Below are 15107 nucleotides of genomic sequence, written 5' to 3' on the forward strand. Positions count from 1 at the left end.
CGCAGAAGCGGCCAAAACCATGGCGATTAGGACACTTCTACGTCTGCTCGCCGGGGGACTGGCGCTCGTGCTCGTCCTCGCCGGCTGCTCGAATGCCCAGGATCGGCTGACCGCCGCGGTCAACGAGTTCGCCGAAGCGCTCTCCAAAGGCGACGCGTCGGCCGCCGGTGCGCTCACCACGGACCCCACGCAGGCGTCGGGCACGCTGGCCGAACTGTTCGCCAGCCTGGGCACCGACGTGCAGGTTCAGGCTCAAGCCGCAGAGCCTCGGGAGGACGGCGGCGCGACGTTCACCCTCGACACGACGTGGAAGTTCCGCGACGGCCAGACCCAGTGGAACTACACGACCACCGGCACCGCGGTTGAGTCGGACGATGAGTACAAGATCGACTGGAATCCGGCCACCGTCGCACCGGGCCTGGACGCGGGGTCGCTGTCCAACAGCACGCTCGTCCCCAGCCCGGCGGCGCGGGTGCTCGACCGCACCGGCGCGGAACTGTTGACCCAGCACATCGTCACGCTGGTCAACGTATCGCCGGGCGCGGACCTTGGCGCGCTGGCCGCGCTGCTGAACCCGCTCGCGCCCGGCATCACCGCCGAGTCGCTGCGACAGCACCTCGCTGAGGCCGGTGGTCAACCGATCACCGCAATCACGTTGCGCCAAGAGGACTTTGAGCCGATCGAGTCGCAACTGACGAGCCTTGCCAACGTCACGCTGTCCCCGCAGACACGGCTGCTGGCGGTCGACAAGACGCTAACCTCACCAACGCTGGCCGGGTTGTCGGACCTGTGGCAGCAGCGCACCGAGGCCGCGTCCGGGTGGGCGGTGAACGCGACGACCAGCGCGGGGCCCCGCCGGGTCGGCGGGCAGGACCCCGAGCCGGTCGGCGACATCAGCAGCACCCTCGACATCGGCATGGTGCGCGCGGGGGAGCAGGCCCTGGCGGCTCTGCCGACCCCGGCGGCGATCGTGGCCATCCAGCCCTCGACCGGTGAGCTGTTGGCCGTCGCGCAGAACGCGGCCGCCGACGCGCAGGGACCCATCGCGCTGACCGGGCTCTACCCGCCGGGCTCGACGTTCAAGACCGTCACGGTGTCGGCGGCGCTGCAGGCCGGCCAGGTGACCCCCGACAGCGTCGTCGCCTGTCCGGGCACCGAGAACATCGAGGGCCGCCAGATCCCCAACGACGACAACTTCGACCTCGGGCAGGTGCCGTTGCACACGGCGTTCGCGCGGTCCTGCAACACCACGATGGGCCGGCTGGCGGTGAACCTGCCGCCCGACGCGTTGACCAAGGCCGCCGAGCAGCTCGGCCTGGGCATCGACTACACCGCGCCCGGAATGACGACCGTCACCGGCTCAGTGCCCGTCGCCGACACGGCCGCGCTGCGCGTCGAGGAAGGCATCGGTCAGGGCAAGGTCACCGCGTCACCGTTCGGCATGGCGTTGGTGGCGGCCTCGATCGCGCGCGGCTCGGTGCCGGCGCCGGCGATCGTGGCCGGCCAGCCCGGAACGCCGGATCGGACCCCGGAGCCGCTGGCGGCGACGGTCGCCGAGCAGGTCAAGGCGATGATGCGCGAAACCGTCACCGACGGGACCGCCGCCGAGCTGCGCGACATTCCGGGCCTGCTGGGCAAGACCGGGACCGCTGAGTACATCGACGACACGCATGCGCACGGCTGGTTCGTCGGGATCCGGGGCGACCTGGCGTTCGCGGTACTCGTCAGCGACGCAGGCAGTTCGGGGCCCGCGGTGAACGCCGCGGGCAGCTTCCTGCGCGCGCAGGGCTAGATGTCGTACTCCCAGCTTTCGGCGTCGCGGCCGCGGGTCGGGCGCCGACGGGTGCGGTAGCTCGCACGGTCGTCGTCGCCCTCGGCACCGCGATAGCGCACCCGCGAGATCGGATGGTGTGTGCCGTTTCCGTTTCTGGTGTGCGGTTCGCGCGGCTCGTAGTAGTCGTCGTAGCGGCGGGGACGCTCGGGACGCTCGTAGGCCGAGCGACGGTCAGCCGGCGGTGGGCCCGGCTGACGCGGGTTGGCCGCCTTGCGAGGGCGTCGCCGCGGGGGCGGTGGCGGCTCGGCCTGGCGGTTGGCCCTGCTGCGGCGCGGACGCTCGGCGAGCGGGTCGAAGGGTTCGCCCTCCGGCGGCCGGACATGGCGCGAACGCGACGGCGTCGTACTTCTGGTCGGTTTTCCGCTGCGCCCCGACGTGCCGGCCGGGGTCCTGGCAGGGCGGCGTGGCCGGTCGGGGCGTTCGGCCCGTTGGGGCCGTTGGGGTCGCGCCGGCCGCTCGGCGGTGCGCCGCTTGCGTGGCGGTTCCGCGGCGGCCTCGTCGCCGTCGGCGCGGGGGCGGGCCAACAACGACGACAGTTTTGTGGTCAGCGTCGACGCCAGCGCGGGCTTGTCGGTTTGCGGGGTCGACTTGCGCGTCGCCACGCCGTAGTACCAGCGCGCCGCGCCGATCAGCAGCACCGCTGCCGACGTGAAGAACATCAGCGGGAAGCGTTCGATGAGCGGATAGCCGCAGTTGATCAGCGCGTCTTTGACGCTGGTGATCTGGGCGTTGTGGAACAGGAAGTACGCTGTGGGCACGGCGCCGAACAAAATCAGCGGTGGCTGGATGACGGCGGTGAACAGGCCGGCCTGACGCACCGCGAGCACCGCGGCCAGGCAGCCGAGCACATAGCAAGCCGCGAACACCGTGCTCAGTTCTTTGCTGCCCGACCCGGCGTCGAACGCGAAGCCGATCGTCGTCGCGGTGATAGCGATCAGCACGGCACCCCACCACGGAACACCCGGAAAGTTGGGATGCACGGAACGATGGCCGGCGGTCACTGCCGACCGTGCGCGCTGTGCTGACACAGGTAGACCGTACCGGCTCTTGCTGAGCGCGGCTGTCAGCGCGGTGCTGGCGTGCCCGTCACACTCTCCTAGACTCTGGACCCTGTGGGCCTGAATCTGGGAATCGTCGGACTGCCGAACGTCGGTAAATCGACGCTGTTCAACGCGCTGACGCGCAACGAAGTGCTGGCGGCCAACTATCCGTTCGCCACAATCGAACCGAACGAGGGTGTGGTGCCGCTGCCCGACCCGCGGTTGCCCGAACTGGCGAAATTCTTCGGCTCGGAGAAGATCATCTACGCGCCGGTGACCTTCGTCGACATCGCCGGGATCGTCAAGGGCGCGTCCGAGGGCGCCGGTCTGGGCAACAAGTTTCTGGCCAACATCCGCGAATGCGACGCGATCTGCCAGGTGGTGCGTGTCTTCACCGATGACGACGTCGCCCACGTCGACGGCCGTATCGACCCGAGGTCCGATATCGAGGTGATCGAGACCGAGCTGATCCTCGCCGATCTGCAGACGCTCGAACGAGCGTTACCGCGGCTGGAAAAGGAGGCGCGTACCCACAAGGACCGCCGCCCGATCCACGATGCCGCGGTGGCCGCTCAGGAGATCCTCAACGGCGGCACGACGCTGTTCGGGGCGCGCTTCGACGCGTCGCTGCTGCGTGAGCTGAACCTCTTGACCACCAAGCCGTTCCTGTACGTGTTCAACGCCGACGAAGCGGTGCTCACCGATGAGGCGCGCAAGGCCGAGCTGCGCGAGCTGGTCGCCCCGGCGGACGCGGTGTTCCTGGATGCGAAGATCGAGGCCGAGTTGCAGGAGCTCGACGACGAGTCGGCCGCCGAGTTGCTCGAGTCGATCGGCCAGTCCGAACGAGGTCTGGATGCCTTGGCGCGTGCGGGGTTTCACACATTGAAGCTGCAGACCTTCCTTACCGCAGGGCCGAAAGAGGCGCGGGCGTGGACAATCCGGCAAGGCGACACTGCGCCGAAAGCCGCCGGCGTGATCCACAGCGACTTCGAGAAGGGCTTCATCAAGGCCGAGATCGTGTCGTTCGACGACCTCGTCGAGGCCGGGTCGATGGCCGCCGCCAAGGCCGCGGGCAAGGTGCGCATGGAGGGCAAGGACTACGTCATGGCCGACGGTGACGTCGTCGAATTCCGGTTCAACGTCTGACGAGATGTCCCGCAATCTGGCTACGGAGTCGTGAAATGATCATCCGCGCCGCGATCGAGTAACCGATTGCCGGCCGTTCTTGTACCCCACCTGCCGCCGGCGCGCTATGACCGAGATTGCACACAGGGCAGTGGTCGCCGCGCAACAGCCCTGTGTGCATTCTCGTCGCTAGCGCCAGTTTGAAAGGCCCCCGGTGTCACCTGGCAAGCCAAGCGAACCCTGCCCGCCGAGACCGTGAGGCTCTCACGTGTCTTCGCCGCGGTCGGCATCGTCTTCGGCATCGTGTTCGTCTTGGTCAACGCAGGCGGGCTGCCCAGCCGCTGGGACGTCGTAGCCCGCGTCGCGGGCGTCGTACTGGCGATCGCCGCGGTCGCGCGGATGTTGCTCACCCACGCGCCCAAAGAGAACTGGTTGCTCGCGCTGGTCTCCGCGGCCGGATACCTCATCGCTGACATCGCGTGGGCGCCTCCTGCCGGCGCGGTGCTGGCCGGCGCGGCGCTGTTAGGGTTCGCGGCCGTGCCCAGCATGTCCCGTCCTCGTTCTCTCGCCGATCGTCTGCCCAGCGCCGAGGGTGACGTGACAGTCCGGCGACTGCGCCACGACGACGCCCAGGCTTTCGCCGCCGGCACCCGGGATCCTGCCGTTCGCCGCTACGGGCACCTTCCGTTGCCGCATTACTCACCGCGGATCGTGCGCGAGCAGATCGACGGCGTCATCGCCGACGGTCTGGCCGACGGCTCGCTGGCGGTGCTCGCCATCGCCGACGCCTCCGCTGATGAGTTTCTCGGCAGCATCGTGTTGTTCGACATCGGCGAAACCCGTGCCGAGGTGGGGTTTTGGCTGTGTCCGGAGGCGCGTGGTCGCGGCGCCGCTCAGCAGGCCCTTGCTGCCGTCGCGCGCATCGCTGCCGGCGCAGGGTTGACCCACTTGACGGCCAGAACGGTCCCGGAAAACGCCGGATCACGTCGCGTGCTGGAAGGAGCCGGCTTCGTCCAAAAGGGTGAGCCGGAGCCACAGGTCACGCCGTCAGGAGAGGCGGCGATAGTGATGACGTTCACGCGTGCGCTGGATTGAACTATCCGGCCGCTGCCAGCTCCGGCTCGCGCACCTGGCGGCGCAAGGTGTCGAGTGATTTCGCGAGCAGCCGCGAGACGTGCATCTGCGAGATCCCCATGCGCTCGGCGATCTGCGTCTGCGTCATGTCTTCGAAGAACCGAAGGGTGAGCAGCGTGCGCTGCCGCTCCGGCAGCGCCGCGATCAGCGGGCGCACCGTTTCGAGGTCGAGCACTTTGTCCATGCCGGGGTCGACGTCGCCGAGCGTGTCCACCACCGCGCGCGAATCGTCGCTGGGCCCGGCCTGCACGTCGGTCGACAGGGTCGAGTAGTTGCTGCTGGCGATCGTCGCGTCGACCACCAGCTCACGCGGCACGTCCAGATGTTCGGCGATCTCCGAGGCGTTCGGCGCGCGGCCCAGTACCTGGGACAGCTCCGCACGGGCCCGCACCAGCTGTGCCTGGATGTCCTTGCACCGCCGCGGCACCTTGACCGCCCACCCGTGATCCCGGAAGTGGCGGCGCACCTCGCCCATCAGCGTCGGCACCGCGAACGACAGGAACTCCGCGCCGGTGTCGACGTCGTAGCGGTTCACCGCGTTGAGCAGGCCGACGCGCGCCACCTGAATGAGATCGTCGAGCGGTTCGCCGCGGTCCCGGTAACGGAAGGCGACATGGTCGGCCAACGGCAGGCAGCGTTCGATGATCGCGTCGCGCTGACGCCTGTACTGTGCCGAGCCTTCGGGAAATTTCTTGAGCCGCCGGAACATATCCGTCACATCTTTGTAATCGCCAGACAAGCCAGCCATGCGGCAATCCCCGTTCATCGAGTGAATTCGGCGGCTCTTGGAGCTGAACCTGATGACGGCCGTGTACCCCCCGAGAAGCGATGTTGAAACATCGCAGGTGCCAGGCATGAGAATCGGCCGCCACCGGAGGTCAAGCGGTGGCGGCCGAAGGGGATGGTCGTCACTTTCGAAACCATCCGCGGACAAAGTTAGGTTCTGCGCGCCGCAGATGAATCGGGTGTTTCCCTATGCCTGCACCGGCTCATGCCTGCACCGGCTCGTCGGCGACACATGCGCACGGCTCCTGCGAACCGTCGCCGAAGGTGTCCGAATCGGTGAGCACGGTGTAGACCTCCCACTTCTCACCGCCCGGCCCCGTCGCCCACACCTTGTCCTGGGTGGCGAAACAGCACGTCGTGCCGAGCTCCTCGGAAGTGAACAGACCCTCGCCGGACAACCGTGCGATCTCGGTGTGCACCTGCTCGCTGGTTTGCACCTCCACCCCGAGGTGGTTGATCGTGCCGCCCTGGCCGGGATTCTGCAGCAGAACCAGCTTGAGCGGCGGATCGGCGACGGCGAAGTTCGCGTAGCCGTCCTTGACCTTGTTCGGTGCGGTGTTGAACAGCTTCGAGTAAAAGGTGATCGCCTGGTCGAGGTCGTCGACGTTGAGGGCGAGTTGGATACGGGACATGATGAACCTTCCGGTGATGTGACATATATCGAACTGGCGCCGGTTACAGAATGCTCCTCCTTTTCGATATATGTCAAGAGACTTGGCTATGCTGGGTTCCATGCCGAAAGCACTGCCCATGATCGACATGTCCGCGCCGGTGTGCTGTGCCCCCGTGGCTGCGGGGCCGATGACCGATGAGGCCGCACTCGAGGTGGCACTGCGTCTCAAAGCGTTGGCGGACCCCGCCAGGGTCAAGATCATCTCGTTGCTGTTCGGCGCCGACGCCAGCGAGCAGAACAGCGGTGAACTCGCCGCTGCCCTTGACCTCACCGAGTCCACCGTCAGCCACCACATCGCCCAACTCCGCAAAGCCGGCCTGGTGGAATCCGAACGGCGCGGCATGAACGTCTACCACCGGGCGCACCGTGACGCCCTGGCGGCGTTGTGCGTCGTCCTCGACCCGAATTGCTGTACCTAAGGCGCCGAAAAGTTATGGGAGCACTTCGATTTCGGCGCTGAGCTGGTAGCCCGGCGCCAACGGCAGCGAATCGCCACTCCAAAACGATCCCGGGTCGAACCAGTTGAAGTGCTTCTCGGTGGACAACAAGCCCATCTCTTCGTAGGTGATGGCGACCGTCTCGGCGCAGTACGCGGTTTCCAGGCCGACGTTGAGCTTCTCGGCCTTCTTGCGTCGGCTGGCCTCGCTGACCTTTCTGTGCAGAAAGGGGATGCCGCGCGTCACGTCCGACACCGCGATCCGTCCGCGCAACCAGCGGCCGGTCAGCCGCGCAGTGCTGGGAAACGGGGTGCCGTCCATCCGCGCCACCACTTTCAGCGCGCGATCCTCCTGCTCGCGGTCGGCATGTGGGATCAACTGACGCAGCCAGCAGCGCTGGTGATAGTGGTGCACCCAACGTTCGACCACCTCACGGGCATCGTTGAGTTGCACGCCCCGATGGTTGTCGCCGGTCCACATGTCGGTCAGCTTGTCGCCCAGTTCGGCGTGCCAGATCAACGCAGGCAGGTCCTCGACCGCGATCGTCATGCCGACGTGGTTGACCGGGCTATTGGTCAACGACTGGATCGCGCGGTCGGGGCCCGAACGTCCGCGAAACAGCCACAGATCCCCGGTCCGGGTCTGGTCGAGCGCCTGCTGCAACGGCACCGCGGTTGGCCTCACCCTGGTAGCTTAGGCAGACTCATGCCATGCGCCGGATATGGAAATGGGTCGGGTTGGCCAGTGTCGCCGGCGTGGTGGCCGGCGGGGTGTTGGTCGCCCGCGACCAGCGCCGCCGAAATGCCTATACGCCAGAGGGCATCCGCGCCCGGTTGCATCAACGCGTCGCCGAAAGCGAACAACAACCAGATCAGTCGCCGACGGCGTAGAGCCGCTGTGCGCCGCTGAAACCCTTGAGCTCGGCGTCGCTGCCGTCGTCGAACGCGATATCGGGGGCGTCGGCGAGGGCGTCGCGCACCACCTGGCTGACCAGGATCTGGCCGCCGCTCGCCTCGCCGGCCACCCGCGCGGCCATCGCGACGTTGCGTCCGAACAGGTCGTCGCCGCGACGCACCGACTTGCCCATGTGGATGCCAATCCGAACCCGAATCCGGTTGGGCTGGCGTCGAAGTGAGCGTTGTATGTCGATGCCGCACCGCACTGCCTGCTCGGGTTGCGCGAAGGCCACCATGAAGCCGTCGCCCTGGCTCTTCACCACATGCCCGGAGTGGGTGTACACGTGCCTGCGCACCATCTTGTCGTGTCGGCCGATGAGCCGCACCCATGCGCGGTCCCCGATGCGCTCGTTGAGCGCGGTGGACTCCTCGATGTCGGTGAACAGGATGACCACCACGCCGCTGGTAGCGAGCCGGGCCAGGTCAGGGCGTTCGACCTCGGCCCAGTCGGCCAGATCCTCGATCGACGATCGCACGGCGGCACCCAACCCGTCCTTGCGCAGGATGTTGGCGGTCTGCCACACCTGTTTGACCGCCTCGCGCCCGCCGGTGAGCAGCATGTTCTTGGTGTCGACGCGCCGGCGCGCGTCGTCGAGCTCCACCTGCTGCCTGCGGTTTCGCCGCCACAGTACGACGAGTGCGACGGCCTGCACCACCGCGACCACACCGAGCGCGTAAGCCACGATCTGGGCTGTCATCACCGGTCAAGTATTGGATGCTGAACCTGTGAGGATCCCGAAGGCCCCCTATTACGAGAGTCGCTACATCCGCGCCAACCATCCCGAACTGGCGCAAGCCGTGTGGCTGCGCCAAACGCTGCTGCTTTCCACGGTCGCCGAGCCCGTCGCCGATGTGTGGGTGATGGTGTTCGACCCGGACGGCGCGGGCAACCGGGCGCTCAAGGAGCCCTACCCCATCGACCTGGCCAGCTACGCCGACGAACCGTGGTCGGCGCGCATCGGATCGGCCGTCCTCGACGACCGGTCCGCCCACGGCGTGGTGACCGGTGGTGGCCGCTCGTCGCGCTGGGACCTGCGGATCACGCCCGGCCCCGGGGAACCGGTCAAACTGCTCACCGAGCGGGCGTATGAGACGCGGTTCCCGACAGCGAAGACGATGGTGCGAGATCCCTTGGCGCAGTTCGATGGCCAGCTCGAACTCGACGACGTACCCATCGTGATGGACGGCTGGACCGGCAGCGTCAGCCACAACTGGGGCAGCAGGCACACCCCCGCCTACGCCTACGGGCAAATCTGTGGGTTCGACAATGCCCCCGACTCGACGCTGGAAATCGTCACGGCCCGCGCCGCCGTCGGGTCGCTGCTGTTGCCCGGTGCGACGCTGTTCGTGTTCCGCCATGCCGGAGAGGAATTCGCGGTGCGTTCGGTTCTGGGCAGCCTGCAGACCCACGGACGGTACCGGCCGTTCACGTGGACGTTCGGCGGCAGGGTGGGGGAGCGCATGATCGAGGGTGAGTTGATTGCCGAACCCGCCGACGCCATCGGTCTGACTTACACCGACACCGACGGCCGGTCCAAGTACTGCTACAACTCGGCTCTCGCCACATGTCGAATGCAGGTGGCAGGCAAGGCGTTCGAGCGTGCCGAGCTGGTGGCCGAGCGCCGCGCGATGTTCGAGATCCTCACTGACAACGCCGACGAGCGCGTCCCGCTGTCGGCCTAGCCGGTCCTGTTGCCGAGCAGACGCAAAATCCCCCAAAAGTGGTGCTGTTTAGGGGATTTTGCGTCTGCTCGCGCGGAGAAAGTCAGCGGCAGACGAACTGCACGACGACATCGGAGAACGCGTCGTTATCGTCGCCGGCGGCCGTGTGGCCGGCCTCGGAAAGTTCGACGAACTCCGCGCGGGGCACCTTCTGCAGGAAGTCCGCGACGCCTTCGGGGCTGACCACGTCGGACAGCTTGCCGCGGATGAGCAGGATCGGAATGGACAGGTTCATCACGGCCCGGTCGAGCTTTTCCACCCGCACGAACGGGTCGTCCATGGGCGCGGTCAAAAATGCCGGATCCCAGTGCCAGTACCACCGCCCGCCGCGCAGGCGCAGGTTCTTCTTCAACCCCTCCGGATTGCGCGGCCTCCTGCGATAGGGCAGATACGCCGCGACGGCGTCGGCGGCTTGCTCCAGCGTCTCGAAGCCGTCGATACCGCTGGCCATGAAGTCGCGGATCCGGGCGCTGCCGTCCTTTTCGTAGTGCGGCACGACGTCGACCAGCACCAAATTGGTCACCTTCTGTGGGCCGGCGGCGTCAGCGACCAGCATCCCGGTCATTCCGCCCATGCTCGCGCCGATCAGCGCCACCGGCCGGCCGATCTGGTCCACCACCCCCAGCGTGTCGGCGCACAACGCGTCGACGGTGTAGTTGGCGTTGGGTGCCCGGTCGCTGTCACCGTGGCCGCGGCTGTCCAGCGCCACCACGTGCAGGCCGTGATCGGCCAGGATCTGCCCGGTGTTTTTCCACGAGAAGCGGTTCTGGCCGCCGCCGTGCAGCAGCAGCACGGTGGGCCGGTCGACCGGCGGCGCATCGCGGTTCCATTCGTCGGCGACCAGGGTGATGCCTTCGCTGCCCCGAAACTGCACAGTGCGCGATTCGCTGCGGGTGGTGCTCACGGACATCCTCTCGGCTGGTTCCGAGCGCTCACGTTACCCAGCGGGCATTTGCGCCGATCTGCGGCCCGTGACGGGCGCGGCTCCCTACAATCCGCCGTGTGCGGTCCGATACGGGGGATGACCGCCGCTGCATCATCGAGGCGGCCTACCGGTGCCTGTCTGAACCGCACAGCGGTGCGATCCCGGTGGCCGCGATCCTGGCGCGGGCCGGGGTGTCGACGCGGGCGTTCTACCGCCACTTTCAGTCCAAGGACGAACTGTTCCTGGCGATGCTGCGCCACGAGACCGACGCGCTGGCTCAACGCCTGGACCACATCGCCGCGCAACCCTGCGGCGGTCCGGCCGCGCAGCTGGCGGCGTGGATCGACGGCATGTTCGCGTTGATCACCGACGACACGCTGCGGACGCACTTCACGGTGATCGACACCGATGAGGTCCGCGCCGCACGGGGCTACCGCGAGACCCGCGAAAAGGCCCACAGCGACCGGGAATGCTCCCTGGTGACGATCCTGCGCCGGGGCCGCGACGACGGAACGTTTCCGCTGGCCGACCCCGAACCCGACGCGGTCGCGATCAACGCGATCGTCAGCAGGGTGATGCCGAACCAGTCGTTTCGCGACCTCGAACGGGTCAACCAGACCAAGGCCCGGGTGCTCGACTTCGCGCTGCGCGCGCTGGGCGCCGAACGTCACCGATGAGTTCGGTCCGCTTCGGCGGTCGGTACTCACATGCCGACCATCACACCGTCCCTCTGGTTCGACAACAACCTCGAGGAGGCCGCGCAGTTCTACGTATCGGTCTTCCCCAACTCGTCGATCGAGAAGATCAGCCGCTACACCGACGCCGGACCCGGCACGCCGGGCCAGGTGGTTTCGGGCACTTTCGTGCTCGACGGCAACCGGTTCGTCGCCATCAACGGCGGCCCGCACTTCAGCTTCACCGAGGCGGTGTCGTTCCTCGTCAGGTGCAAAGACCAGCGCGAGGTCGACTACTACTGGGACCGGCTCAGCGAGGGCGGGGAGGAGTCGCAATGCGGCTGGCTCAGGGACCGCTTCGGGCTGAGCTGGCAGATCGTGCCGGACCGCCTCTACGAGCTGCTCGACGATCCGGACCCGACCCGGGCCGCCGCAGCGACGAAAGCGATGCTCGGAATGCGAAAGATCGTCGTCGCCGACCTGGAGGCCGCCGTCCGGGGTAGCTGACAGCGCCGCAGCCGCTTGGCCGGTTTTGGTGTCACGGTCTGGTGTTCGGCCGCAAATGCCGATATCCGTTTCCCCGCCGCCCACCCCTGTGTACCCTTGCGCCACAGCCATCACAGGCGCGTGTTGTTGGTGTCAGGGAAGGTCGGCGTTGCTATGGCGGTGCAGGGCACGCGGGTGAGAGCCGACTGATGGTCGCTGTCAACGCAATTGCCAAACCGGTGCGCGCCTTCGGTGGGTTCTATTCGATGGCCCTCGACACATTCGTGTGGATGTTCAGACCGCCCTTCGCATGGCGTGAGTTCATCTCTCAGGCGTGGTTTGTCGCGCGGGTGTCGATTCTTCCGACCCTGATGCTGACCATTCCGTACACGGTGTTATTGACGTTCACGTTCAACATCCTGCTGCGGGAATTCGGCGCCGCGGACTTCTCCGGTACCGGCGCCGCGCTCGGGACCGTCCGTCAGATCGGGCCGATCGTGACGGTGTTGGTCGTCGCGGGCGCCGGCGCTACCGCCATGTGCGCCGACCTGGGCGCCCGCACCATCCGCGAAGAACTCGATGCGCTGCGGGTCATGGGCGTGAATCCCATTCAAGCGCTGGTTGTTCCGCGCGTACTGGCCGCTACCTTGGTGTCGCTTGCGTTGTCGGCGACGGTGATCCTCGTCGGACTGGCGGGCGCCTACTTCTTCGTGGTCTACATCCAGAACGTCTCACCGGGTGCGTTCGCGGCCGGTCTGACATTGCTCATCGGAACCACCGATGTCACGATCGCGTTGCTCAAGGCCGCGCTGTTCGGCCTGTCCGCAGGCATGATCGCTTGCTACAAGGGCATTTCCGTCGGCGGAGGGCCAGCGGGTGTCGGCAACGCGGTCAACGAGACCGTGGTTTTCACGTTCATGGCCCTGTTCGCGATCAACATCGTCGCGACCGCGGTTGCGGTGAAGGTGACGTTGTGACAGTTTCGAGGCCGCATTCCCAGTTCCCCTGGCTGAAAGCCCGGTTCCGCAGCGTCGCCGATCCCTGGAACCGGGTCGGGATGCAGGCCAAGTTCTTTGGCCGGACCCTGAGTTCGATCCGCTACACCGTCGTTCATTATCAGGTCGAGTTGATCCGCATCATCGCCCAAATGGGCCTTGGCGCCGGGGCGCTCATCATCATCGGCGGCACCGTCGCGATCGTCGGGTTCCTCACCGTCACGACGGGCGCGCTGGTGGCGGTGCAGGGCTACACCGACTTCTCGGAGATCGGTGTCGAGGCCCTGACCGGCTTCGCGTCAGCGTTCTTCAATGTGCGCCTGATCGCACCGGCCACCACTGCGGTGGCGTTGTCCGCCACCATCGGAGCGGGCGCGACGGCACAACTCGGTGCCATGCGGATCAACGAGGAAGTCGACGCGCTTGAAGTGATGGGCATCCGAAGCGTCGCCTATCTCGCCTCCACGCGGGTCGTCGCCGGCTTTCTCGTGGTGATCCCGCTGTACTGCGTCGGTGTGATCGCCGCGTTCTGGGCGGCACGGTTCGGCACCACCGTGCTGTACGGTCAGTCGACGGGTGTGTACGACCACTACTTCCGGACGTTCCTCAATCCCACCGACCTGATGTGGTCATTCGGTCAAACCATCGCGTTGTCGGTGATGATCATGCTCGTGCACACCTACTACGGCTACACCGCCCGTGGCGGCCCGGCGGGCGTTGGCGAGGCCGTCGGACGGGCGGTGCGCACCTCGCTGATCGTTTCGGCCTTCGTGCTGGTGATGCTCTCCCTTGCGGTCTACGGTCAATCCGGCAATTTCAACCTGGCGGGCTGATCGATGGATGTCGAAGACGAAGGCCTGCATCCCGCTTGGTGGACGTTGATCCTCGCGGTGATCATCGCCGTCGCCATCTGGCTGACGTGGGCCCTGTTCGTCGGCGCCTTCAGGGCCACCGAGACCGTCACTTTGACATCTGAGCGCGCCGGTTTGGTGATGGAAACCGACGCCGATGTGAAGTTGCGCGGCGTGCAGGTCGGCCGGGTGTCGGCAATCCAGGGCGGCAGCACTCCGGTGTCCTTGAAACTCGAGATCGACAAGGACAAGATCGAGTACATCCCATCGAACATCGAGGCGCAGATCAGGGCGACGACGGTGTTCGGCGCCAAATTCGTCGACTTGATCTATCCGAGCGATCCCAGTTCACAGCGACTCACCGCCGGTCAGGTGATCCAGTCGCGCAATGTCACCGTCGAAGCCAACACGGTGTTCCAGAACATCGTCGATGTGCTCGAACAGGTCGACCCGGTCAAGCTCAACAGCACCCTGTACGCCCTCGCCGAGGGCGTCCGGGGGCAGGGCGAGCTGATCGGTGAGGCCACCACCGCCGCGAATCAAGTTCTGCTCGAAGTCAATCCACGTCACCAAACGGTGACCGAAGACCTGCGCGCGCTGCGCGATTTCAACGACACGTACAGCGCTGCAGCACAGGACATTCTGACCACCCTCGATGCCCTCAGCACCACGAGCGCCACGATCACGGGCCAGGCCAGCCAATTGGATGCGTTGCTGCTGGCCACCATTGGCCTCTCCAACAGCGGAATCAACCTGCTGGCGCCGAACCAGGCGAACCTGATCAAGTCCATCAACGTGCTCGAGCCGACGACGAACCTGCTGCACAAGTACAGCCCGGAGTACACCTGCCTGCTGACCGGCGCCAAGCACCTGCTGGACAACGGCGGATACGACGGACCGGGCGGTAACGGTCGGACGCTGGTTTTGGATGTGGCACTGGGCCTCGGCGACGACTCTTACCGGTACCCCGATCACCTGCCGATCATCGGCGCCAAGGGCGGGCCGGGCGGCAAACCCAGTTGCGGCTCGCTGCCCGTCGTCGCGGAGAACTGGCCGGTGCGCAACCTCGTCACGAACACCGGCTTCGGTACCGGACTCGACTGGCGGCCCAACCCCGGCATCGGCTTCCCCGGGTACGCCAACTACCTGCCGACGACCCGCGCTGTGCCCGAACCGCCGAGCGTCCGCAACCTCTTCGGTGGACCCGCGATAGGCCCGGTCCCGTACCCGGGGGCTCCGGCTTACGGTGCGGACCTGTACGCAGACGACGGCACCCCGCTGTGGCCGGGGCTGCCGGCCGCACCGCCGCCGATGGCGCCGCGGGATCCGGGCCCGGCGCCGGGTTCAGAGCCGTTCATCGTTCATTCGCCTGCGCAGATGCAGCCCACGCCGCTACGACCGACACCCTTGCCGACGCCGGCGCGACCCGGTCCGCCGTTCGGATGAGCCACCACGCCATGAGAGGTGAA

Annotated in this window: 17 protein-coding genes; 11 read left to right on the forward strand and 6 right to left on the reverse strand. The window is 66.8% G+C overall.

Annotated elements, in window-relative coordinates:
• Positions 1-19: 19 nt before the first annotated feature.
• Complete coding sequence (locus ABQE44_RS02830; protein WP_448428165.1) at positions 20-1792, forward strand: penicillin-binding transpeptidase domain-containing protein; 1773 nt, start codon at positions 20-22, stop codon at positions 1790-1792.
• Here ABQE44_RS02830 and ABQE44_RS02835 read toward each other — a convergent pair.
• The gene (locus ABQE44_RS02835) at positions 1789-2862 is read right to left on the reverse strand and encodes a DUF6542 domain-containing protein (RefSeq protein WP_448428167.1); all 1074 of its coding nucleotides are present in this window, start codon (positions 2860-2862) and stop codon (positions 1789-1791) included. The two genes, ABQE44_RS02830 and ABQE44_RS02835, sit on opposite strands and share 4 nt — an antisense overlap.
• An 84-nt stretch (positions 2863-2946) precedes the next feature.
• Between ABQE44_RS02835 and ychF the strand changes: the two genes are divergently transcribed.
• Both ychF and ABQE44_RS02845 read left to right on the forward strand, forming a co-directional pair.
• The gene (gene ychF, locus ABQE44_RS02840) at positions 2947-4020 is read left to right on the forward strand and encodes a redox-regulated ATPase YchF (protein ID WP_448428169.1); all 1074 of its coding nucleotides are present in this window, start codon (positions 2947-2949) and stop codon (positions 4018-4020) included.
• Positions 4021-4254: 234 nt separating this feature from the next.
• Positions 4255-5094, forward strand: coding sequence for a GNAT family N-acetyltransferase (locus tag ABQE44_RS02845; protein ID WP_448393298.1), 840 nt, complete (start codon positions 4255-4257; stop codon positions 5092-5094).
• 1 nt (position 5095) lies between these two features.
• On the opposite strand, the gene ABQE44_RS02850 is transcribed toward ABQE44_RS02845, so the two are convergent.
• The gene (locus ABQE44_RS02850) at positions 5096-5881 is read right to left on the reverse strand and encodes a SigB/SigF/SigG family RNA polymerase sigma factor (protein WP_448393299.1); all 786 of its coding nucleotides are present in this window, start codon (positions 5879-5881) and stop codon (positions 5096-5098) included.
• Positions 5882-6122: 241 nt separating this feature from the next.
• Positions 6123-6551, reverse strand: coding sequence for an ArsI/CadI family heavy metal resistance metalloenzyme (locus ABQE44_RS02855; RefSeq protein WP_448428171.1), 429 nt, complete (start codon positions 6549-6551; stop codon positions 6123-6125).
• A gap of 100 nt (positions 6552-6651) precedes the next feature.
• Here ABQE44_RS02855 and ABQE44_RS02860 point away from each other — a divergent pair, with 100 nt between their 5' ends.
• Positions 6652-7011: an Rv2640c family ArsR-like transcriptional regulator gene (locus ABQE44_RS02860; protein WP_448428173.1), complete on the forward strand. Its 360-nt coding sequence runs from the start codon at positions 6652-6654 to the stop codon at positions 7009-7011.
• Between the two features lie 12 nt (positions 7012-7023).
• Here ABQE44_RS02860 and ABQE44_RS02865 read toward each other — a convergent pair whose 3' ends face one another.
• Positions 7024-7698, reverse strand: coding sequence for a guanylate cyclase (locus tag ABQE44_RS02865; protein WP_448428300.1), 675 nt, complete (start codon positions 7696-7698; stop codon positions 7024-7026).
• A 41-nt stretch (positions 7699-7739) separates the two neighbouring features.
• Between ABQE44_RS02865 and ABQE44_RS02870 the strand changes: the two genes are divergently transcribed.
• Positions 7740-7919 (forward strand): hypothetical protein, encoded by a 180-nt coding sequence (locus tag ABQE44_RS02870; protein ID WP_448409466.1) that lies wholly within the window; start codon positions 7740-7742, stop codon positions 7917-7919.
• Here ABQE44_RS02870 and ABQE44_RS02875 read toward each other — a convergent pair.
• Positions 7901-8683 carry an adenylate/guanylate cyclase domain-containing protein gene (locus ABQE44_RS02875; RefSeq protein ID WP_448428175.1) on the reverse strand — a complete coding sequence of 261 codons (783 nt, stop codon included), beginning with the start codon at positions 8681-8683 and terminating at the stop codon, positions 7901-7903. The genes ABQE44_RS02870 and ABQE44_RS02875 overlap by 19 nt on opposite strands.
• 34 nt (positions 8684-8717) lie before the next feature.
• Between ABQE44_RS02875 and ABQE44_RS02880 the strand changes: the two genes are divergently transcribed.
• Complete coding sequence (locus ABQE44_RS02880; protein WP_448428302.1) at positions 8718-9668, forward strand: hypothetical protein; 951 nt, start codon at positions 8718-8720, stop codon at positions 9666-9668.
• A gap of 82 nt (positions 9669-9750) precedes the next feature.
• Here ABQE44_RS02880 and ABQE44_RS02885 read toward each other — a convergent pair whose 3' ends face one another.
• Entirely contained in the window at positions 9751-10611 is an 861-nt protein-coding gene (locus tag ABQE44_RS02885; RefSeq protein ID WP_448393303.1) for an alpha/beta fold hydrolase, read from the reverse strand.
• A gap of 98 nt (positions 10612-10709) precedes the next feature.
• Between ABQE44_RS02885 and ABQE44_RS02890 the strand changes: the two genes are divergently transcribed.
• The 5 genes from ABQE44_RS02890 (at position 10710) to ABQE44_RS02910 (ending at position 15084) form a co-directional block, all read left to right on the forward strand.
• Positions 10710-11309, forward strand: coding sequence for a TetR/AcrR family transcriptional regulator (locus ABQE44_RS02890; protein ID WP_448393304.1), 600 nt, complete (start codon positions 10710-10712; stop codon positions 11307-11309).
• A gap of 30 nt (positions 11310-11339) precedes the next feature.
• Positions 11340-11813, forward strand: a complete 474-nt coding sequence (locus tag ABQE44_RS02895) for a VOC family protein (RefSeq protein ID WP_448393305.1) — start codon at positions 11340-11342, stop codon at positions 11811-11813.
• 188 nt (positions 11814-12001) lie between these two features.
• A complete protein-coding gene (locus tag ABQE44_RS02900) occupies positions 12002-12769 on the forward strand; it encodes an MlaE family ABC transporter permease (protein ID WP_448393306.1) in 768 nt (255 codons plus the stop codon).
• A complete protein-coding gene (locus ABQE44_RS02905) occupies positions 12766-13620 on the forward strand; it encodes an ABC transporter permease (RefSeq protein ID WP_448393307.1) in 855 nt (284 codons plus the stop codon). Before ABQE44_RS02900 ends, ABQE44_RS02905 begins: the two co-directional genes overlap by 4 nt.
• A 3-nt stretch (positions 13621-13623) precedes the next feature.
• Positions 13624-15084 (forward strand): MCE family protein, encoded by a 1461-nt coding sequence (locus tag ABQE44_RS02910; RefSeq protein WP_448393308.1) that lies wholly within the window; start codon positions 13624-13626, stop codon positions 15082-15084.
• The last annotated feature ends 23 nt before the right edge of the window (positions 15085-15107 follow it).

Source organism: Mycolicibacterium sp. XJ2546 (assembly GCF_053483195.1).